Source organism: Desertibaculum subflavum (assembly GCA_003576705.1).
Taxonomy (GTDB): Bacteria; Pseudomonadota; Alphaproteobacteria; order Ferrovibrionales; family Ferrovibrionaceae; genus Desertibaculum; species Desertibaculum subflavum.
Genome location: QOZS01000075.1, coordinates 1 through 18,696, shown reverse-complemented (window position 1 = coordinate 18,696; position 18,696 = coordinate 1). Strand labels below are relative to the sequence as shown.

21 protein-coding genes and 1 tRNA gene are annotated in these 18,696 nt (G+C 68.9%); 14 read left to right on the top strand and 8 right to left on the bottom strand.

Annotated features, from left to right (window positions below; translation table 11 throughout):
* The 3 genes from DT074_RS25360 to DT074_RS25350 all read left to right on the top strand — a co-directional run.
* Positions 1-553 (top strand): glycosyltransferase (locus DT074_RS25360; protein ID WP_119422657.1); only part of this gene is annotated, 553 nt, incomplete at its 5' end.
* The gene (locus tag DT074_RS25355; protein ID WP_119422655.1) at positions 550-1,116 is read left to right on the top strand and encodes a TIGR04282 family arsenosugar biosynthesis glycosyltransferase; all 567 of its coding nucleotides are present in this window, start codon (positions 550-552) and stop codon (positions 1,114-1,116) included. The genes DT074_RS25360 and DT074_RS25355, both read left to right, overlap by 4 nt.
* Positions 1,113-2,039: a radical SAM protein gene (locus tag DT074_RS25350; RefSeq protein ID WP_119422654.1), complete on the top strand. Its 927-nt coding sequence runs from the start codon at positions 1,113-1,115 to the stop codon at positions 2,037-2,039. The genes DT074_RS25355 and DT074_RS25350 overlap by 4 nt, the downstream gene beginning before the upstream one ends.
* Here the strand turns inward: DT074_RS25350 and typA are convergent.
* On the bottom strand, positions 2,036-3,859 hold the full coding sequence (typA, locus tag DT074_RS25345) for a translational GTPase TypA (protein ID WP_119422653.1): 1,824 nt from the start codon (positions 3,857-3,859) through the stop codon (positions 2,036-2,038). The two genes, DT074_RS25350 and typA, sit on opposite strands and share 4 nt — an antisense overlap.
* A 216-nt stretch (positions 3,860-4,075) precedes the next feature.
* Complete coding sequence (gene argE, locus DT074_RS25340) at positions 4,076-5,242, bottom strand: acetylornithine deacetylase (RefSeq protein WP_119422652.1); 1,167 nt, start codon at positions 5,240-5,242, stop codon at positions 4,076-4,078.
* A 693-nt stretch (positions 5,243-5,935) separates the two neighbouring features.
* On the opposite strand from argE, the gene DT074_RS25335 reads away from it, so the two are divergent.
* The 6 genes from DT074_RS25335 to DT074_RS25310 all read left to right on the top strand — a co-directional run bounded on the left by DT074_RS25335 (position 5,936) and on the right by DT074_RS25310 (position 8,913).
* A tRNA-Lys gene (locus DT074_RS25335) sits at positions 5,936-6,011 on the top strand.
* Between the two features lie 61 nt (positions 6,012-6,072).
* Entirely contained in the window at positions 6,073-6,324 is a 252-nt protein-coding gene (locus DT074_RS25330; RefSeq protein WP_119422651.1) for a type II toxin-antitoxin system Phd/YefM family antitoxin, read from the top strand.
* A complete protein-coding gene (locus tag DT074_RS25325; RefSeq protein WP_119422650.1) occupies positions 6,321-6,746 on the top strand; it encodes a type II toxin-antitoxin system VapC family toxin in 426 nt (141 codons plus the stop codon). Before DT074_RS25330 ends, DT074_RS25325 begins: the two co-directional genes overlap by 4 nt.
* Before the next feature lie 173 nt (positions 6,747-6,919).
* Positions 6,920-7,648 (top strand): hypothetical protein, encoded by a 729-nt coding sequence (locus DT074_RS25320; protein ID WP_162915221.1) that lies wholly within the window; start codon positions 6,920-6,922, stop codon positions 7,646-7,648.
* A gap of 170 nt (positions 7,649-7,818) precedes the next feature.
* The gene (locus tag DT074_RS25315) at positions 7,819-8,202 is read left to right on the top strand and encodes a PRC-barrel domain-containing protein (RefSeq protein ID WP_119422648.1); all 384 of its coding nucleotides are present in this window, start codon (positions 7,819-7,821) and stop codon (positions 8,200-8,202) included.
* Positions 8,203-8,352: 150 nt separating this feature from the next.
* A complete protein-coding gene (locus DT074_RS25310) occupies positions 8,353-8,913 on the top strand; it encodes a PAS domain-containing protein (protein ID WP_119422647.1) in 561 nt (186 codons plus the stop codon).
* A 19-nt stretch (positions 8,914-8,932) separates the two neighbouring features.
* On the opposite strand, the gene DT074_RS25305 is transcribed toward DT074_RS25310, so the two are convergent.
* Both DT074_RS25305 and DT074_RS25300 read right to left on the bottom strand, forming a co-directional pair.
* A complete protein-coding gene (locus DT074_RS25305) occupies positions 8,933-10,222 on the bottom strand; it encodes a flavin-dependent oxidoreductase (protein WP_119422646.1) in 1,290 nt (429 codons plus the stop codon).
* Positions 10,223-10,238: 16 nt separating this feature from the next.
* Positions 10,239-10,685 carry a GFA family protein gene (locus tag DT074_RS25300; RefSeq protein WP_119422645.1) on the bottom strand — a complete coding sequence of 149 codons (447 nt, stop codon included), beginning with the start codon at positions 10,683-10,685 and terminating at the stop codon, positions 10,239-10,241.
* A gap of 466 nt (positions 10,686-11,151) precedes the next feature.
* On the opposite strand from DT074_RS25300, the gene DT074_RS28300 reads away from it, so the two are divergent.
* The gene (locus DT074_RS28300) at positions 11,152-11,304 is read left to right on the top strand and encodes a hypothetical protein (protein WP_162915220.1); all 153 of its coding nucleotides are present in this window, start codon (positions 11,152-11,154) and stop codon (positions 11,302-11,304) included.
* A gap of 127 nt (positions 11,305-11,431) precedes the next feature.
* Here DT074_RS28300 and DT074_RS28625 read toward each other — a convergent pair whose 3' ends face one another.
* A complete protein-coding gene (locus DT074_RS28625) occupies positions 11,432-12,061 on the bottom strand; it encodes a PEP-CTERM sorting domain-containing protein (RefSeq protein ID WP_368744897.1) in 630 nt (209 codons plus the stop codon).
* Positions 12,062-12,312: 251 nt separating this feature from the next.
* On the opposite strand from DT074_RS28625, the gene DT074_RS25290 reads away from it, so the two are divergent.
* From DT074_RS25290 to DT074_RS25280, 3 genes are all read left to right on the top strand, one after another.
* Entirely contained in the window at positions 12,313-12,762 is a 450-nt protein-coding gene (locus tag DT074_RS25290; protein WP_162915219.1) for a PRC-barrel domain-containing protein, read from the top strand.
* A 130-nt stretch (positions 12,763-12,892) separates the two neighbouring features.
* Entirely contained in the window at positions 12,893-13,975 is a 1,083-nt protein-coding gene (locus DT074_RS25285) for a ketopantoate reductase family protein (RefSeq protein ID WP_119422643.1), read from the top strand.
* Positions 13,976-14,076: 101 nt separating this feature from the next.
* Positions 14,077-15,342, top strand: a complete 1,266-nt coding sequence (locus tag DT074_RS25280; RefSeq protein WP_368744896.1) for an Hsp70 family protein — start codon at positions 14,077-14,079, stop codon at positions 15,340-15,342.
* Between the two features lie 19 nt (positions 15,343-15,361).
* Here the strand turns inward: DT074_RS25280 and DT074_RS25275 are convergent, their stop codons facing one another.
* The 3 genes from DT074_RS25275 to DT074_RS25265 all read right to left on the bottom strand — a co-directional run bounded on the left by DT074_RS25275 (position 15,362) and on the right by DT074_RS25265 (position 18,034).
* On the bottom strand, positions 15,362-16,504 hold the full coding sequence (locus DT074_RS25275) for an amidohydrolase family protein (protein ID WP_119422641.1): 1,143 nt from the start codon (positions 16,502-16,504) through the stop codon (positions 15,362-15,364).
* Positions 16,505-16,855: 351 nt separating this feature from the next.
* On the bottom strand, positions 16,856-17,062 hold the full coding sequence (locus DT074_RS25270) for a hypothetical protein (RefSeq protein WP_119422640.1): 207 nt from the start codon (positions 17,060-17,062) through the stop codon (positions 16,856-16,858).
* A 78-nt stretch (positions 17,063-17,140) separates the two neighbouring features.
* Positions 17,141-18,034, bottom strand: a complete 894-nt coding sequence (locus DT074_RS25265) for an FxLYD domain-containing protein (RefSeq protein WP_162915218.1) — start codon at positions 18,032-18,034, stop codon at positions 17,141-17,143.
* Between the two features lie 407 nt (positions 18,035-18,441).
* Between DT074_RS25265 and DT074_RS28620 the strand changes: the two genes are divergently transcribed.
* On the top strand, positions 18,442-18,696 hold a 255-nt coding region (locus DT074_RS28620; RefSeq protein WP_368744895.1), incomplete at its 3' end, for a hypothetical protein.

The window sequence follows — 18,696 nt, the reverse complement described above, 5'->3', positions numbered from 1 at the left end:
CGCGACGGCGGCGGTTGCCCGGGCGCGCGGTGCCCGGGTGCTGACGGCGCCGCGCGGGCGGGGCGGCCAGCTTGCCGCCGGGGCGTCGGCGGTGCGGGGCGACTGGCTGATCTTCGTCCATGCCGATACCCGGCTTGCGCCGGGCTGGCGCCGCGCGGTCGAGGATCTGGCTGCAGGACCGGACGCCTTTGACCGCGCCGGCTATTTCCGCTTCCGACTGGACGACGGCGCGCCGGCGGCGCGGCGGCTGGAGCGGCTGGTGGCGTGGCGCTCGGCCCGGCTCGGCCTGCCTTACGGCGACCAGGGGCTGTTCCTGTCGCGCGCGCTCTACGAACGGGTCGGCGGCTTCAGGCCGCTGCCGCTGATGGAGGATGTCGACCTGGTGCGCCGGCTCGGCCGGCGACGGCTGGTTGCTCTGCCGGCGGATGCGGTGACTTCGGCCGAACGCTGGCAGCGGGGCGGCTGGCGCCTGCGCTCGGCCCGCAACCTCGCCTGCCTCTCGCTCTACTTCCTCGGCCTGCCGCCGCGCCTGATCGCACGGCTCTACGGATGAAGCGGCACCTGGCCATCTTCCTGCGGGCGCCCGAGCTCGGCCGCGGCAAGCGTCGGCTCGCGCGCGACATCGGCGACCTCGCGGCGCTGCGCTTCCAGCGGGCACAGATGGCGCGGCTCCGTCCCTTGGTGCGCGACCGGCGCTGGTCGGCGACGCTCTGGGTGACGCCCGACCGGGCGGCCCTGCGGTTGGGCCGGCCGCAGGGGCGGGGCGATCTCGGCCAGCGCATGGCGCGGCCGTTTCGCCGGCTGCCGCCGGGGCCGGTGGTGCTGATCGGCGCCGACATCCCGGAGCTGAATGCGGGCCATGTCTGGGCGGCGTTTCGGGCGTTGGGCGGAAGCGAGGCGGTGTTCGGCCCGGCGACCGATGGCGGCTACTGGCTCGTCGGTCTCAGCCCGCGGGCGCGGCGCAGGCCGCCGTTCCGGGGCGTCGCGTGGTCGACCGAACACGCGCTGGCCGATACGCTGCGGCAGCTGAACGGCGCGAAGGTGGCGCAGCTCGCGCCGCTCAGCGACATCGATACCGGCGCCGATTTCCGCGCCTGGAAGGAGAGGGCTCGATGAACGCCATCCCGCTGGACCCGCGGAAGTTCCGCGATCCCTTCGTCACCGCGAAGGGCGAGACGCGGGCCACGGTGGCGCCGACGGCGCTGCGCACCCTCTGGTTCAACACCGGCACGCTCTGCAACATCGCCTGCGAGGGCTGCTACATCGAGAGCTCGCCGAAAAACGACCGGCTCGCCTATCTGAGTCTCGAGGAGGTGCGCGGGTATCTGGACGAGATCGGGAGCCTCGAGCTCGGCACGGAGGAGATCGGCTTCACCGGCGGCGAGCCGTTCATGAACCGCGACCTGCCGGCGATGATCGCGCTGGCACTGGAGCGCGGCTTCCGGGTCATGGTGCTGACCAATGCGATGCGGTCGATGCAGCGCCTGCGCCGCGAGGTCGCCCGGCTGCCGCGCGAGCGGCTGACCTTCCGCGTCTCGCTCGACCACCACACGGCCGAGGGCCATGAGCGGGTACGGGGTGAGCGGAGCTGGCGGCCGGCGCTGGACGGGCTGCGCTGGCTGGTCGAGCAGGGCTTCAATGTCCACGTCGCGGCGCGGGCGGGGGACGAGCCGGAGGGCGAATTGCGCGCGGGCTTTGCCCGGCTGTTCGCGGAGATCGGGCTGCCGCTCGCGGCGGCGGATCCGGTCGAGCTGGTCGTTTTCCCGGAGATGGACGAGCGGGTCGACGTGCCGGAGATCACCACCGCCTGCTGGGGCATCCTCAAGCGCAGCCCCGACAGCATGATGTGCGCCACCTCGCGCATGGTGGTGAAGCGGAAGGGCGCCGCCGGCCCGGCCGTCCTCGCCTGCACCCTGATCGCCTATGACGCGGCCTTCGAGCTGGGCCGCAGCCTGGCCGAGGCGCTCAAGCCCGTGCCGCTCAACCACCCGCACTGCGCCAAGTTCTGCGTGCTGGGTGGCGCCGCGTGTAGCCGCTAGCTGGCGGCGGCGGCGCGCGAGGCGCGCTTCCTGTCGTTCGCGTCCAAGAGGCGCTTGCGGAGCCGGATCGATTTCGGCGTCACCTCGACCACCTCGTCGTCCTCGATATAGGCGATCGCCTGTTCGAGCGTCATCCGGCGCGGCGGCGTCAGGCGGATCATCTCGTCGTGGCTGTGCGTGCGCACGTTGGTTAGCTGCTTCGCCTTCAGCGGGTTGACCTCGAGATCGTTGCCGCGGTTGTGCTCGCCGATGATCATGCCGGGATAGGTCTCGACCCCGGGATCGACGAACATCGGCCCGCGATCCTCAAGGTTCCAGAGCGCATAGGCGACGATCGAGCCGTCGGTGTTGGAGATCAGCACGCCGTTGCGCCGGCCCTGGATCGGGCCCTTGTGCGGCGCGTAGCCGTGGAAGATGCGGTTCAGCACGCCGGTGCCGCGGGTATCGGTCAGGAACTCGCCGTGATAGCCGATCAGGCCGCGCGACGGCGCGAAGAACACGATGCGGGTCTTGCCGCCGCCGGTCGGCCGCATGTCGCGCAGCTCGGCCCGGCGCTGGGCAAGCTTCTCCACCACCACGCCGGCGAATTCCTCGTCGACATCGACGGTGACTTCCTCGATCGGCTCTTCCTGCTGGCCGGTCTCCGGGTTGGTGCGGTACAGCACCCGAGGTCTACCAACGGAGAGCTCGAAGCCCTCGCGGCGCATCACCTCGATCAGCACGCCGAGCTGCAGCTCGCCGCGGCCGGCCACCTCGAAGGCGTCCTTCTCCTCGGTCTCGCGCACGCGGATCGCCACGTTGCCCTCGACCTCGCGCAGCAGGCGGGCGCGGATCACCCGGCTGGTCACCTTGTCGCCCTCGCGGCCGGCGAGCGGGGAGTCGTTCACCGAGAAGGTCATCGCGAGCGTCGGCGGGCTGATCGGCGGCGCCAGGATCGGCTCGTTCACCTCGGGCAGGCAGAGCGTGTCGGCGACGGTCGCTTCCTTGAAGCCGGCGATGGCGACGATGTCGCCCGCCTGGGCGCTCTCGGTCGGCACCCGCTCCAGGCCGCGGAACGACAGCAGCTTGGTGATGCGGGCGCTCTCGATCACCGTGCCGTCGCGGCGCAGCGCCTTGATCGTCGAGTTGACCTTGATCTCGCCGGAATGGATACGGCCGGTGAGCACGCGGCCGAGGAAGTTGTCGCTCTCGAGCGTGGTCGCCAGCATGCGGAACGGCTTGTCCGGCTCCGCCTTCGGCGGCGGCACATGGGCGAGGATCAGGTCGAACAGCGGCGCCAGGTCCTTGCGCTCGCCGTCGAGCGCGGGGCTGGCCCAGCCCTGGCGGCCGGAGGCGAAGAGCGAGGGGAAGTCGAGCTGCTCTTCCGTCGCGTCGAGCGCGGCGAACAGGTCGAACACCTCGTTCAGCACCGCGGTCGCGCGGGCATCCGGGCGGTCCACCTTGTTGACCATGACGATCGGCCGCAGGCCCTGGGCGAGCGCCTTGCCGACCACGAACTTGGTCTGCGGCATCGGGCCCTCGGCGGCATCGACCAGCACCACGGCGCCGTCGACCATCGACAGGATGCGCTCCACCTCGCCACCGAAATCGGCATGGCCCGGCGTGTCGACGATGTTGATGCGGGTGCCCTTCCAGACGACCGAGGTGCATTTGGCTAGGATGGTGATGCCGCGCTCGCGCTCCAGGTCGTTGGAATCCATCGCCCGCTCGGCCACCTGCTGGTTCTCCCGGAAGGTGCCGGATTGGCGCAGCAGGCAGTCGACCAGGGTCGTCTTGCCGTGATCGACGTGCGCGATGATGGCGATATTGCGAATATCCATAAGAACTTCCTGGTCCGGGCCGCGGCGCTTATAGCCGTAGCCGGTTAATGTTGCAATGCAGCAATAGGCTTAATTCCTTAAGGCAGGCGGGTTTTTCACCACGGAGGACGCCAAGGACACGGAGGCACACGGAGAAAGTGGGAACGCGCTTCGCGCGATCAAGAGAAATTCCCCGTTTGCCTCCGTGTCCTCCGTGCTCTCCGTGGTGAAATTTAACTAAGCCGCCGCACACCTGTCTTTCAGGCGGGTGAGGAAGGCTTCGCAGGCGGTGATCTGGTCCAGCGCGATGAACTCGTTCGGCTTGTGGGCCTGGTCGATCGAGCCCGGACCGCAGACGATGGTGGGGATGCCGGCTTCCTGGAACAGGCCCGCCTCGGTGCCGAACGACACCTTGTAGGTGCTGTTGCCGCCGGTGAGGGCCTTGGCGAGGGCAGTCACCTCGGCATCTTCCGTCGTGTCGAGGCCCGGGATGCCGGAGATCTCCTCGAACGAGATGCCGGTCGAAGGATCGACCGCCTTCATCTCCGGTTCGATTTCCTCGCGGGCGTATTTCTCCACCTCGGCGAAGATCGCTTCCGGATCGTCGTCCGGCAGGTAGCGCCATTCGAACACGAACTCGCAGTCCTTCGGCACGATGTTGAGGGCCGTGCCGCCGTTGATCAGGCCGGTATGGATGGTGGTGTAGGGCGGGGAATAATCCTGGTCGAACGGCCCGCGGGCCCGGCGCTCGCGCGCCATGCCCTTCATATAGGCGACGATCTCCGCCGCCGCCTCCACCGCATTGACGCCGGTATGCGCCAGCGAGGAATGGCATTCCAGCCCGCGCACGCGGCAGATATAGGAGCGCTTGCCCTTGTGGGCGATGACCACCTTCATCTCGGTCGGCTCGCCGACGATGCAGGCCTTGGGCTTGACCGGCATCGGCCGGATCTGCTCGATCAGGTGGCGCACGCCGATGCAGCCGACCTCCTCGTCGAAGGAGAAGGCGTAGTGGATCGGCGTCTTCAGGTTGGCTTTCAGGAAATCCGGCGCCATGGCGAGGGCGATGGCGACGAAGCTCTTCATGTCGCAGGTGCCGCGGCCATAGAGCTTGTCGCCCTTGCGCGCCACCTTGAACGGATCGGTCACCCATTCCTGGCCGTCGATCGGCACCACGTCGGTATGGCCGGAGAGCAGCACGCCCGGCCGGTCCTTCGGCCCGAGCGTGGCGTAGAGATTGGCCTTGCGGCCGCCGGGCTCGAAGGAGAGCAGGCACTCGACGCCGAGCTCCTTCAGGTAGCCCTGGACCCAGTGGATGAGCTCGAGATTGGAATCGCGGCTGACGGTCTGGAAGCCGATCAGCCGCTCGATCATGTCGATCGAGGCAGGCGAGGGAGCGGTCATGGCGCGGGACTATAGACGGGCAGCCGGCGGAGGCGAGAGGCCGCCGCGGCATATCTGTTCCGCGGCGCGTCTGTTCCGCGGCACATCTGTTCCCTTTCGCCGGTCCCCGGTCGGCCAGGGAAGCGGCAGGGCGGCGCATCTGTTCCCCAGCGCCGATCGGCTAAGGGGGCACGAGAACGGCGCCGGCCTGGCCCGACGGCGCATTTGTTCCCTCGCCCGCCGACGCGGTGGAGCGGCACATCTGTTCCGCGGTGCCCCAGCCGGCCAGGCAGCGCTTGAAGGGGGGCCGGCCCCGTCCCGCGGCGCATCTGTTCCCTTTCGCCATCCAGCCGCCCGGCACGGTGGGGCGGCGCACCTGTTCCTCTCCCCGTCGTGCCCTGGCAACGACCCGGGCATCCGCGGCTCTCCGCCGCGGCACGACCAGCCCGTGGCGGACGGGGCTGGGCCACGGCGGAAAAAGCGGCGCACCTGTTCCGCGGCGCATCCTTTCCGCCGCCCGGCTCCACCAGGGAGGGATGCAGGGTGATTTGCGTTGCGGGAATGCAATTAAATTCCATTTGGGAAATATAACATTAAACGGGAAATTTGTCGAGTGACAACCCGCCGAGCTTCAGCCGCCGCAGAGAATTTGACGCTGCCGCGCCCCGCGCCTAGCTTGCGCCGCGCCGCATCCCGCGTCATATCCCCGCGCGAGAGCCCGTAGCTCAGCCGGTAGAGCATCTGACTTTTAATCAGAGGGTCTCGGGTTCGAATCCCGACGGGCTCACCAAAAACCGAAATTTTCCGTCCCAATGGACAAAATGTCCATTTGATGGCTATATTCGTTCCCCATGAGCATCCACAGCGTTGCCGAGGCCAAGAACAAGCTGTCGGACCTGATCGACCGCGCACTCGAAGGGGAGGGCGTGGTGATCACCCGGCATGGGCGTCCCGTGGTCGAGCTGCGGCCGGTGGCGCCTCCCGCCCGGCAGCTGACGGCAACGGATCTCGACTGGCTGGCGGCACGGCGCGTCGGCGCTTCCCCCGCAAAGACCGAAGCCGGCAAGCTGGTCAGCACCATGCGGGATGACGACGAGCGTTGAGCCTCTATCTCGATGCCAGCGTCCTGGTCGCACTGTTCACCAATGATGCGCTCTCCGAGCGCGCCGACGCTTTCCTGCGCGACGCGGCGCCGGTGACGGTGCTGGTTTCGGACTTCGCCGGCGCCGAACTCACCTCCGCTATTGCCCGCCGTGTGCGCATGGCCGAACTCTCGGCCGACGACGCGCGGATCGCCTTCGCCAATTTCGACGCCTGGAGCGCGCGCGCGGCGACCCGCGCGGACATGGCAACAGCGGATGTGGCCGCGGCGTCGGCATTTCTGCGCCGTCTCGACCTGACGCTCCGGACGCCCGACGCCATCAATATCGCGATCGCGCAGCGCCTGGGCGCGAGACTCGCCACCTTCGACCTCAAGATGGCAGTGAGTGCCACAGCGTTGGGGGTCGGGTTGGCAACGGCGTGAGCCCCACCTTGCGGAATGTCACGACCGCGGTGAGCCGGCGATAAGCGCCGGGATGGCCCCCGCGTTTGACACCGCGGCCCGCGGACCGCACGCTTCCCTCCGTGAGGCTTGAGCCCGCGACAAGGAAGGTGCCGCGCAGAGCACTGCCCCGGGCTCCGACGACGGGAGGCGGCATGCTCCGTTCCGCGCTCGTGGCGATGGTTCTGCTGGCTGCGCCTTCGCCGCTGTTCGCCGCGCCCTCGGCGACCGTGTTCGACGACGACCTCGCACTGCGCGCGGCCGGCTATGAGAGCCTCGCCTCCACCTTGGTGCCGATCTCGCGCGGCCTTTCGGGTGGATACGCGATCGGCTTCGGCTTCGATCCGGCCGCGGGCGCCGGGGGCTTCGTCGAGGGCGGGTCGGCGGTTGGCCAGCCGGCGGTCCAGGCCGGGAGCGCGATCGGCTTCCGTCTCGTCACCGCCACGTTCGGCGAAGCGACGCACAGCGTGAATGCCATACCGACCGCCACGACGCTGAGCGGCGCCGTCGATCCGCTGGCGATCGTGCTGCTGGTGCCGGCGGTGCAGACCGTGCGCGATGCGCCCACCGCCCCCGGCGACGGGCCGACCTGCGAGCCGCCGCCGGAGCCGGTCTGCCAGGAGCCGGCCAACGCGCCGCCCGGCAGCGGGCCGCTCGAGCCGGTGGACTGGCTGGTGATCGAGTTCGGCGAGACGCTGCTCGATTTCATTCTGCAGGGAAGTTTCGACTTCCGGCCCGATGGCCCTGGGTTCGGACCGAACGATATGGCGGTCGAGATCCACTATCTGCGCCAGGTTGCGGTGGCGGAGCCGTCGACGGTGGTGTTGCTGTTGATCGGGCTGGCCGGGCCGGCATGGCGGCGGTGGCAGAACGGGGCAAGTTGACCCCGATCCGCCGGGGACCGGCGGCGCCGTGACAGAATGAGCCGGCGCTGCCGTCGCCTCCGCCCTCGGCGGCTGACATTGCGGGCGCATCGCCTCGGCCACGCCGCGGAACCGCGCCGCCCTCAACCCCGTTCGTAGGCCACCACAACCCCGGAACAGGAGGACCCGCGATGGCCAAGAACGAACATCTGGAGCGGAAGGCCGATTCCACGTCGAGCGACATCATCGCCGCCGACAAGGTGGAAGGCACGACCGTCTACAACCGCGCCGGCGAGAAGATCGGCACGGTGGACCACATCATGATCGACAAGCGGCGCGGCAATGTCTGCTACGCCATCATGTCGTTCGGCGGCTTCCTCGGCATGGGCGAGAGCTATCACCCGCTGCCCTGGGCCAAGCTCGACTACGACAAGAGCAAGGGCGGCTTCGTGGTCGATCTCGACCGGCGCCAGCTCGAGAGCGCACCGCATTACAAGGAAAGCGATTTCGCCTGGACGCCGGATTACGGCCGCCAGGTCGACCAGTATTACAACGTGCCGACCAACTGGAGCTGACGCGGCGCGGATCGAGACCGGGCCGGGACGGAAGCGGCTCGGCTGCGATCACCGGAAGGCCGGGCGCTGCCGCGGGGCGGCGTCCGCCACCGAGCGAGCAACTGCCGCTGGCTCCGAGGTGCTAGGCTGGTCGACGTGGGAGACTCGTCGATGCCGGACGAACCGCCGGGGCCGGAAATTGCGCTGTTGCGCCCGCTGGGCGAACGGCTGGCCGACAGCCGGCGGGCGGAGTTCGGCGCCGACGAGGACGTGCCTGCCGGCGTTCATTCCAGGATCGCCGAGATTGTCGGGCACTGGAAATCCCTGCGGCCGGCCCCCGGCCTGCTGCCCGGCCGCGGACATTTCGATCCCCTGCAGGTCCCGCAGCTTCTGAAGAACATCTGGCTCGTCGACGTCGTCAAGGACGATCCGCGCCTGTTCCGCGCGCGCCTCGTCGGCACCGCCTTCGGGCAGGTCGGCGCCCGGCTGCGCGCAGGGAAGTTCTTCGAGGACGTGGCACCCGAAGCCGAGGCGAAGATCACCGCCGCGCCGTTCCGGCGGGTGCTCGCCACCGGGCGCATCGACTGGCGGCGCGGCCCGTCCTCGCTCAGCCATATGGAACATGTGCGCGAACTGGAGCGGGTGATCCTTCCCCTCGCCGGCGACGGCGCGGAAGTCGACATGTTTCTCTGCCTGACCGTCTTCTACATGTCGGACGGCGGCGCCATCTGAACCGGCGCGGAGGGCGGGCTCAGGACTTCGCCACGCGGGCACCCTTCGGGATCGTCGCCGGCGCCTTGTTGAGCTGTTCGACGGCGAAGCCCGCGGCGGCCTTGTAGCCGGCCATGAACGCGGCGCGCTCCTGCGCCGGGATCACCTCGTCGATATTCTCGAACCGGCCGCCGCAGCGCTCGTCCACCATGGCGAGCAGGCCGAACGGGCCGGCGCCGCGGTTGCGCAGCACCACTGCCGAGATCGGGCCGCAGAGCTTCGCGTCGTAGGCGGCGAGCGCGGCGGGCGTCACGCCGTGCTGCAGCATCGCGGCGCCGAGCACCCGGGCATCGACGATGGCTTGGCTCGCGCCGTTGGAGCCGGTCGGATACATCGCATGCGCCGCGTCGCCGAGCAGGGCCACTGGGCCGTCGGCCCAGCTCGGCACCGGGTCGCGGTCGATCATCGGGTTCTCGAAGGCGCCGTCGGCGCCGGCGATCAGCGCGGGCACGTCGAGCCAGTCCCATTTCCAATCCGCGAAGTGGTGCGCGAAGTCGGCGGTCGGCACCTGGCGGAACCAGCCGGTCTGCTGCCAGCCCTCCGCACTATCGAGCGTCACCTCGGCGATCCAGTTGATCAGTGCGAGGCCCGTCACAGGATCGGGATGCGAGATCGGATAGATCACCATGCGGTGGCGATGGGTGCCGAGGCCGATGAAGGACGAGCCGGTGCGGATCGGCTTGGCCCAGGTGGTGCCGCGCCACATGAGGGCGCCGCCCCAGTGGATCGGCGGCTGGTTCGGGTGCATCTGCGCGCGGATCGCCGAATGGATGCCGTCGGCGGCGACCAGCAGGCTGCCGCGCGCGTCGGAGGTGGTGCCGTCGGCATGCTCGATCAGCGCGCTGACGCTGCCGTCGCTGTTCTTCCGGTAGCCGGTGACGCGACAGCCGAGGCGGATCGCCTGCGGCCCGATGCGCTCGATCACCTGCCGATAGAGCGCCATGTGGAACTGGCCGCGATGCACGGCGTATTGCGGCCAGTGGTAGCCGGCATCGAGCCCGCGCGGCTCGGCATAGATCTCGCGGCCGTTCAGCCCGACCAGGGCCCATTCCTTGGCCGGCACGCCGATGCGGTCGAGCGCCTCGGCGCCGATGCCGAGGTCATAGAGCTCGCGCACTGCGTTCGGCTGCAGGTTGATGCCGACGCCGAGCGGGCGCATCTCGCGCACCGCCTCGAACACGACACAGGGCACGCCGATCTGGTGCAGCGTCAGCGCGGTGGCGAGTCCGCCGATGCCGCCGCCGGCGATGAGGACAGGGTGGTCGGTCATGGCTTGCTTGCGGCGCTCATCTGTGGGAAGCGGCCGGCGGCGGCTGGCCTTCGCAATTGGCGAGGCCCGGATCGATCCGGGCCCAGCTCGGTGCCGAGCCGGTCCAGATATAGCCGGACGGCCGGCCGAGCTCGGGATCGTCCAGGGCGCCGGCGCGCACCACGATCAGGCCGGGGCGGGCATCCGACTCGCTGAACAGAGGGGTGCCGCAGGCCGCGCAGTAGCGGCGGCGCATGCGGTTGCCGCTATCGGCGGTGCTGCGGTATTCGCCGAGCGCGCCGGTGACGCGGAAGGTCGCGGTGCGGAGCGCCACGTTGATCGAGGCATTGCCGGACGACAGGTACTGGCAGACGCGGCACCAGCACGCCCGCGCCATCACCGGCGGCTCGTCGCATTCGAACCGCACGGCGCCGCAGAGGCAGCCGCCGGTGACGGGCCTGGCCCCGGTACTCCGTTCGGTCATGCGCACCCCCTGGGCCAGGTCGATTGGCGAGCCGGGCCGATTGGCGGGCCAGGCCGATGGGCGGGCCGGGCCGAAGGGCGAGCCAAGCCGATGCGGGCCCCGAAGGCAACTGCCCGCGTCCCCTAACCTCGCCTGCAGTTGCGTAGCCCCATCGCAATTCATCTGCGGCAAGGCGGCAGCCCTCGTGGCGGTGACAAGGCCGGGGCATTGCGGCGGCACCGCAACCGCCGGCCCGTGGGGCGCATTGATCGGGTGCCGGGACCCGTTCCCCTCCCTGCCCGGCAAGGTTGGAACAAGGGCCGGGCGCCGCCCGATCCATGTGCGGCGTCCGGCCGGCGAAAGCTGCCGTGACAAAATCCGGATAGGCCGAATGGCCAGATACGAGGCTCGGCGAATTGTGCTCTGCTGCACCCAATTCGGGCAGCCAAGCTCGACAGAAGAACATGACGGGGGAGAGACGAGGGCCATGCGAATCGCCGACAGCACGCGCGAACATGATCGGTCCGGGGAGCAGACGGCCCCGCTGAAGACCTGCATGCTTTCCTGGCTCGCCCTGTCTGCCGGCGGCTGGCTGGTCATCGCCGGCGCCGTCTATGCGGTCGCCCGCGCGCTTTCCTAAGGCAGGCGCCGCCCGCCAAATAGAGGTCCGCTGAAAAGAGGACGGCCCCCGCGAGGGGCCGTCGATGTCTGATTTGTCGAGTCCGGCCGGGTCTCCCGACCCGGCCGTCCCCGCGATCGATCGCGTGTTACTTCCGCCGCCGGCGCGCCAGCAGGCCGAGGCCGATCAGGCCGGTGCCGAGCACGGCAAGCGTCGCCGGCTCGGGCACGTCCACCGCGGTAGCGCGGACGATGACGACGAGGTCGTCATGGTTGTCGTCGAGAGCGGCGCCGCTGTCGTCGAGGGCGATATAGATCGCATCGCCCATCGTGTCGCCGGGGCCGCCGCCGACAACGCCGAGGAAATAGCCCACGGGGTTGTTGTCGTTGGTCACCTCGTTCTCTTTCAAGAACGGCCCGCCATTGGCGCCCAGCGTGTCGGCGATGAAATGGAAATCGAGCAGCTGGCCTGCCGCGGCCGAGCTGGCGACCGTGTCGCCCATCGTCGCCAGGTTGTTGACGAAGGCGAGCACATCGTCGACGTAGAACTCGTCGGTGAAGCCGGCTTCGAAGCCGATGAACTCGTAGGTGAGCGTGACGTTCTGCGTCGCCTGCAGCGCGCCGCCGATGAAGCCGTCGACGCCGGGTATGACGTCGTTGATCGCCGGCGTGGTGTAGGCGACGCCGGGCTGGATATTGAGAAGGGCCGCGTTTGCCGTGCCGATCGCACCGAAGCTGAGCGCGATGGCGGCGGCGCCGGCCAGGAAAATATGCTTCATGGGATCCTCCGATCGTCGAGCCGATGGGTTGAGATCCCCCCTCGCGGAAGCCCATACAGGATGCGTGCCAACCGCACGTTGCGGAGCGAAATCAGCCGGTTGCAACTGCCAAGCTCTGCCCGGCTCATGCAAGGTGTAAAATCGACCATAGCTCGGCCGTCGATGCCGGGCGCCTTCGGGAAGCTGCGCCGATTCGGAACCTGCGTTGTGCCGCGACGTTCCGGTCAGACACTTCCAGAAGGAGCATCCACATGCGTCAGAATCGGATGGCTACGCTCGCTGCCGTGATTCTTTTGTCCGGTGCCGGTGCCGCCTATGCGGCCGGCAGTGGAACCAAGGACAATCCCGGCAACACGGTGACGCCGCAGGCCGGTGGCGCGGTGAAGAACCCGCCGGGCGCGGAGAGCGCGCGCGAGAACGCGGTGAAGCCCAAGCTCGGCCAGTGGGCGGTCGGCAAGACCGTCTATGACCGCGCCGGCGATGCGGTCGGCACCGTGAAGCGGGTGGACGGCGACAGGCTCGTCGTGTCGGCTGGTGCCGATCTCGGCATCGGCAGCCGCGAGATCATTCTCAACGCGAACCAGCTGAACCAGAGCGGCAGCGGCGCCGACATGCGGCTGATCACCACGCTCACCAAGGCCCAGCTGAAGCAGCAGCCGGACGCCAAGAGCGACATGAACAGCACCGGGAAGAAGCAGTAGAGCTTCAGCCTCGACAACCGGAGCGGCGGGCCCTGGCGCCCGCCGCTTTGCGTTCCTGCCATTCACCTCCGCGGCCCGGCGGGCTAGAATCGCCGCAAGGGACAGCCAGAAAGACCGGGCGGAGGAAACGATGGCCAAGGGGAACGCGGCGCCGCGGATCGCGGTGGTGGGGGCCGGGGCGCTCGGCGGCTATGTCGGCGGCTGGCTGGCCCAGACCGGACACGACGTGACGCTGATCGACGGCTGGCCGGAGCATATCGAGACGATCCGCAAGCGCGGCCTCGAGCTCGACGGCGTCACGCCGGAAGAGCAGTTCACCGTCACCAAGGCCCGGACCATGCACCTGACCGAGGTGCAGTCCCTCGCCAAAGAGGCGCCGATCGATATCGCCTTCGTCGCGGTGAAGTCCTACGACACCGAATGGGCGACCATGCTGATCAAGCCCTATCTTGCGCCATCTGGCTTCGTCGTCTCGCTGCAGAACTGCCTGAACGAGGAGAAGATCGCCGCCATCGTCGGCTGGGGCAAGACGGTCGGCTGCATCGCCTCGGTCATCTCGGTCGACATGTTCGAGGCCGGCCGCATCCGCCGCACCGTGGCGCGCGGCGGCGAGCGGCACACCGTGTTCCGCATCGGCGAGGTGCATGGCCGCATCACGCCGCGCGTGGAAGCGCTGGTCGAGATGTTCGGGCCGATCGACAGCGCCAAGGCAACCTCCAATCTGTGGGGCGAGCGCTGGTCCAAGCTCTGCATGAACGGCATGCGGAACGGCGTCTCGGCGGCGACCGGCATGACCACGACCGATTGCGACCGCAATCCGGCGATCCGGCATTTCGCGATCGGGTTGGCGACCGAAGGCGCCGCCATTGGCCAGGCGCTCGGCTATACGCTGGAAAAGATCGGGCCGCTGGCGCCGGAGCTGCTCGTCCGCCTCGCGCGCGGCGACAAGGAGGCCTTCGCCGAGGCCGACCGGCTGATGACGCCGGGCTCGAACTCGGCGCCGCCCAACCCGCGTGCCAATATCCAGCGCCCGTCGATGGCGCAGGACATGATCAAGGGCCGACGCACCGAGATCGAGTTCATGAACGGCTTCATCGCCGAGAAGGGCGCCGAGATCGGCCTCGCGGCGCCGTCGCATCTGAAGCTCACCGAGGTGGTGAAGCGCGTCTGGCGCGGCGAGCAGCAGCCGGGCCCGGCGACGCTGGGAGGGTGAGGGGCGCAAGCTCCACGCATCCCTCTGTCGAGGCAATCTTAGGCGAGAAAGAAACAGTCTGGCAACGTCCCGCGCATCTCAATAGATGAGAACCCCTTCGCATGGGGAAGGGGACAGAGATGATCGCCTGCGGATTGGATTTCGGGACGTCAAACTCGGCGATCGGCGTCATGCGGAGCGATGGGCCTGTGCTGGCGCCGGTCGAGGCGGGCAGCACGCTGGTGCCGAGCGCGGTGTTCTTCGATTTCGAGACCAAGGGACGCGTGCTGTTCGGCAACGCGGCGATCGCGGCCTATATCGACCAGATCGACGGACGGCTGATGCGGGCGCTGAAGTCGATCCTGGGCTCGAGCCTGATCGACGAGAAGACCGCGCTCGGCGACCGCAAGGTGCCGCTGACGCAGGTGGTCGAGATCTTCGTGCGGCACCTGAAGCAGAAGGCGGAGGCCTTCGCCGGGCGGGAGATCGCTGCCGTCGTGCATGGCCGGCCGGTGCGGTTCGACGACGACGACAAGGCGGATGCGCGGGCGCAGAAGGTGCTGGAGGAGGTCGCGCGGCGGGCCGGCTTCCGCGACGTGAGCTTCGTCTTCGAGCCGATCGCGGCGGCGCACGATTACGAGCGCACGGTGCAGCGGGAGGAGCTGGTGCTGATCGCCGATATCGGCGGCGGCACCAGCGATTTTTCCGTCATCCGCGTCGGGCCGGAGCGCCGCGGCCGCGCCGATCGCGCTGGCGACGTGCTGGCCAATGCCGGCGTCCGCGTCGGCGGCACCGATTTCGACAACGCGCTGAGCCTTGCGGCGATCATGCCGCTGCTCGGGCTCGGCACCCACCTGATCGAGAAAAACCTGCCGATGCCGAACGCGCTCTATCACGAGCTCGCCACCTGGGCGACGGTCAACTTCGCCTATACGCAGAAGAACGAGCGGGAGGTCGCCCGGCTGGCCGCGCGGGCGCGCGAGCCCGAGAAGGTCGAACGACTCCTGAAAGTGTTGCGCCGGCGGCTCGGCCATCGACTGGCCTTCGCCGCCGAGGCGGCGAAGATCGCGCTGAGCGTCGAGGAACGGGTGGCGCTGCCGCTCGAGTTTCTCGAAACGGGCCTTGCGGCAATGGCGACGCGCGACGGGTTCGACCGCGCCATCGGGAGCCGGGTCGAGCGGCTCTGCAAGGCGGCGGGCGATTGCATCGCCGCGGCGGGCGTCACGCCGGATGCCATCGACACGATCTTTCTCACCGGCGGGTCGAGCCGGGTGCCCGCCATTCGCGCGGCGGTCGGGCGCGCGGCGCCCTCCGCCCGCCTGGCCGGAGGCTCCGATCTCCTCTCCGTGGCGCTCGGCCTCACCCGGATGGCCGGGATAATGCGCTGAGCGCCGCGGGCGGCGGCCCTCAGTTCATCAGGCCGTAGAACTTGCCGGCATTCTCGCAGGTGATCTTGCGGGTCACCTCCGCGGGCAGATGGGCGAACTGCTCGTCGATATATTTCGAGCTCTCCGGCCAGACGCCGTCGCCATGCGGGTAGTCGGAGCCCCACATCAGGCTTTCGGCGCCCATGTCGTCGATCAGCTTGCCGCCGATGCGGTCGAACTGGAACGTTGCCTTGCACTGGCGGCGCCAGTAGTCGGAGGGCTTCATCTTCAGGCCGAGATCGCGGAAGCGGTCCTCCCACTCGAAATCCATGCGGTCGAGCGCATAGGGAATCCAGCCGCAACCGGACTCGCCGAAGGCGATGCGCAGATTCGGGAACCGTTCCAGCACATTGGCGCCGATCACCGCGGCCAGGATGTTGATCAGATTCATCTGGAAGCCGGAGACCACGGTGAAGAAGACCGAACGGCCGACCCGGCCGTCATATTTCGACAGCACCTTGTTGGAGACGGCGGGGAAGGTGTGGAAGTGCAGCGGCAGCTGCACGTCGTTCACCGCCTTCCAGAGCGGGTCCCACATCGGGTGCCACATCGGCTCCATGTCCCAGGAGCAGGAGAGCTCGAGGCCGCGCAGGCCCATCTTCGCCACGCGGTGGATCTCGGCCACCGCGGCGTCGATATCGCCGTAGGGCAGGCAGGCGAGGCCGATATGGCGGTCGGGATAGTGGCTGCAGAACTCCTTGAGCCAGTCGTTGTAGATGCGCAGCATCTCGTTGGCCGCCTCGCGGTCGTCGAGGCGCGAGGCGGCGCCGAGGATACCGTAGATCACCTCGGCATCGACGCCGTCGCGGTCCATGTCCTTGATGCGCAGATGCGGGTCGCTGACCCGGCGGACGCCCTTCTTTCCGTCGTCGTAAAGGCCGGTGCCGGCCATGATGTCGACCCGCGCATGCTTGCCGGGCACGTATTTCTGCCCCGCCGGGCCGACGCCGTTGACCAGGCCGAAGCTGGCGCCGTTCTTCGAAGTCCAGCGCGGCCCGTCCGGCCCGTCCGTCACGAAGGGCATACGCTCCTTCAGCGCGGCCGGCGCCTCCGAGACGAACAGCTCGGGCGGCATCCAGGGCAGGTCGAGGTGGCTGTCGGCGGAGATGCGATTGTACCGCATGGCGTATCCTCCCGATCGGATACTGTTCTTCTCGTCTGAGCTTAGGCGAAGTCGCGCCCGCGCACCAACCGCTCCGCACCTCGCTTACATATGTGATGGCGCGCACCATCCGCGCGCCGCTGACCGTCGTAGCGGTAGATGCAGACGGGCCAGGCGCGGAGGGATCCGATGTACCGTCAGTCACGCAGAAATCGCGTCGAACAGGCAGCCGGCATCTTCGCCGCCTTCATTGTCGCGATGCTGGTCGGCCTGATCCTCGCTTCCCTTTGAAGAGGGACGGAATGCCGACGGGCATCCCCTGCGGGGGCGCGGGGCATCGCTGCGACACCCGTCACCGGTGCCAGGGCGATACTAATTAACCGGCTCGTCACGGCTGCGGCTTTGTCGACGCAGTTCCTTGAGAGCCGAGATCACCTGGCGCCAGACCGCACAACCTTCAAGGTCGTCGTCCTCCGCCAATGTCTCGAACTTCATCTCGGCAATGGCGAAGGCCTCGTCGCCGTGATTGTCGAGCAACTGCCTGGCGCAGCGATAGATCTCGATGTCGTCGATCACCATCTGCGTTCATCACCTGTGAATGGGCAGAGCAAGCAATGAATCTCCAACATGCCTCGGCGGTTCCGAGGCATCGGGGAATCAACGCTGCGTGTCGGCACGCCGCCAGCGGGGCTCGGGCACGGCGAGTTCGACGCCGATATGGGCCAGCGTGGCGGCGGGACGGCGGATGTCGGTGCGAAAGGCAGTGATTTCGCCGGGACGAAGCATCTGCTTCTCGGCCGGGAAGAGCCATTGGCCCAGCACGCGACCATCCTTGTCCAGCATGCGGGCCAAGAGCTGCGGAACGTGCGCGCTCTGGCTGCCCGTATTGGCGATGGTGCCGTGCACGACAAGGCCCGGTTCGCCGCCGATGGGCTGGCGCTTGGCGCTGGTCAGCTGAACCCTCAGCTTGCGCAGCGGCAGAACGGAGATATCTACGGCCTGATCGGTGCAGGCGCGGTATGTTTCGGCGCCTTCGCCGACATAGCGATCGACGCAATTCAAGCCGGCGTAGAGCTGCTGGTCGATGCCGCTCCAGGCCACGCCGAAACGCGCGCGCAGCGGCGGGTCGGTCTCGGCGAAGTGTACCGCATAGAGGCCCTGTGCCAGCGGCCGGAGCGGCCGCGCCACCACCGTGTTCTCGTAGGCACTGATCCAATGCACCTGCATCGGTTCGGCGAGTGAGGGCAGATCGGTGTCGACCCATTGCCATTCCGCCGCGGGCATGACCGCGCCTTCGGCATTGATCTCGCTGCGCATCCAGGCGACGCGGCGGAGCTCGATGGACGGCGCGCTCAAGGCGGCATGGCGGCGGGCGAGGGCGGGATGTTCGATGACGAGGAGCGTGTCGGGCGCCAGATCGGCGCGTAACGCCCAGTTGCGCACTTCCCATTCCGGCGAGCCGTCCAGCCGCCTCAACTGGTCGTCGGAGGAGAGGGCATAGAGGCCCGGCTCTGGCGGCCGCGGGATGGCGCGCTCGCCGACCTTCGGCACGCTCGAACATCCGGTTGCGAGCAGCGCGAGTCCGGCCAGGAGCATGCCGCCAGCCCGAAGCATTCGTTTCATGCCCGCCCCTTTCGCGACAAGGGTCCCAGGCGCCCTAGCGGCGCACGGGATCGACAGCTACGACGGTTGCGGACCCGCGGCCTGCCGCTTGCTGGGGCTGCAGTGCCGGCGGGACGGCGAGGGTGGCAGACATGCCTTCGACGGCGGGAACCGGCGTTCCTTGCCGGCCGGCGGCCGATGCGCTGAGGCCGGGATGCGACGGCATAGGGCTCCGCGCCATTGCGCCGGACCGGGGCGAGGAGATCGCTACCGCCGGGTCGCCCGGCGGAGGCCCCTGATCGACGACGGTCGAGGGCGGCTCGCCGGCCTGAACCGGACCAGCCGCGGGGGCGACGGTGCTTACGCTCTCCGGTCCTGGCGCCGCCGTGGCCGGCGCCGCCGATGCGTTTGCGGGGCCGGCGTTCGCCGCGCTGGCGGAAGCTGCATCGCCTCCTGTTGAAGCGGTGCCTCCGTTGGTCGCCGAACTTGCCGCACCGGAACCGCCCGCACCGGAACCGCCCGAACCATTGCCGCCGGCCGTGCCGCCGCTGCCTGCGCCCGTCGCGGCGCCGGCTGCGTCCGCCGCTCCCGCGGCGGCATCGGCCGCCGCC

Bases quoted from the DNA above. Each gene is read 5' to 3' on its own strand.
- DT074_RS25355 (WP_119422655.1), top strand. From the start codon at position 550: ATGAAGCGGCACCTGGCCATCTTCCTGCGGGCGCCCGAGCTCGGCCGC.
- DT074_RS25350 (WP_119422654.1), top strand. From the start codon at position 1,113: ATGAACGCCATCCCGCTGGACCCGCGGAAGTTCCGCGATCCCTTCGTC.
- typA (WP_119422653.1), bottom strand. From the start codon at position 3,859: ATGGATATTCGCAATATCGCCATCATCGCGCACGTCGATCACGGCAAG.
- argE (WP_119422652.1), bottom strand. From the start codon at position 5,242: ATGACCGCTCCCTCGCCTGCCTCGATCGACATGATCGAGCGGCTGATC.
- DT074_RS25330 (WP_119422651.1), top strand. From the start codon at position 6,073: ATGAGCATCCACAGCGTTGCCGAGGCCAAGAACAAGCTGTCGGACCTG.
- DT074_RS25320 (WP_162915221.1), top strand. From the start codon at position 6,920: ATGCTCCGTTCCGCGCTCGTGGCGATGGTTCTGCTGGCTGCGCCTTCG.
- DT074_RS25315 (WP_119422648.1), top strand. From the start codon at position 7,819: ATGGCCAAGAACGAACATCTGGAGCGGAAGGCCGATTCCACGTCGAGC.
- DT074_RS25310 (WP_119422647.1), top strand. From the start codon at position 8,353: ATGCCGGACGAACCGCCGGGGCCGGAAATTGCGCTGTTGCGCCCGCTG.
- DT074_RS25305 (WP_119422646.1), bottom strand. From the start codon at position 10,222: ATGACCGACCACCCTGTCCTCATCGCCGGCGGCGGCATCGGCGGACTC.
- DT074_RS25300 (WP_119422645.1), bottom strand. From the start codon at position 10,685: ATGACCGAACGGAGTACCGGGGCCAGGCCCGTCACCGGCGGCTGCCTC.
- DT074_RS28300 (WP_162915220.1), top strand. From the start codon at position 11,152: ATGCGAATCGCCGACAGCACGCGCGAACATGATCGGTCCGGGGAGCAG.
- DT074_RS28625 (WP_368744897.1), bottom strand. From the start codon at position 12,061: ATGAAGCATATTTTCCTGGCCGGCGCCGCCGCCATCGCGCTCAGCTTC.
- DT074_RS25290 (WP_162915219.1), top strand. From the start codon at position 12,313: ATGCGTCAGAATCGGATGGCTACGCTCGCTGCCGTGATTCTTTTGTCC.
- DT074_RS25285 (WP_119422643.1), top strand. From the start codon at position 12,893: ATGGCCAAGGGGAACGCGGCGCCGCGGATCGCGGTGGTGGGGGCCGGG.
- DT074_RS25280 (WP_368744896.1), top strand. From the start codon at position 14,077: ATGGGGAAGGGGACAGAGATGATCGCCTGCGGATTGGATTTCGGGACG.
- DT074_RS25275 (WP_119422641.1), bottom strand. From the start codon at position 16,504: ATGCGGTACAATCGCATCTCCGCCGACAGCCACCTCGACCTGCCCTGG.
- DT074_RS25270 (WP_119422640.1), bottom strand. From the start codon at position 17,062: ATGGTGATCGACGACATCGAGATCTATCGCTGCGCCAGGCAGTTGCTC.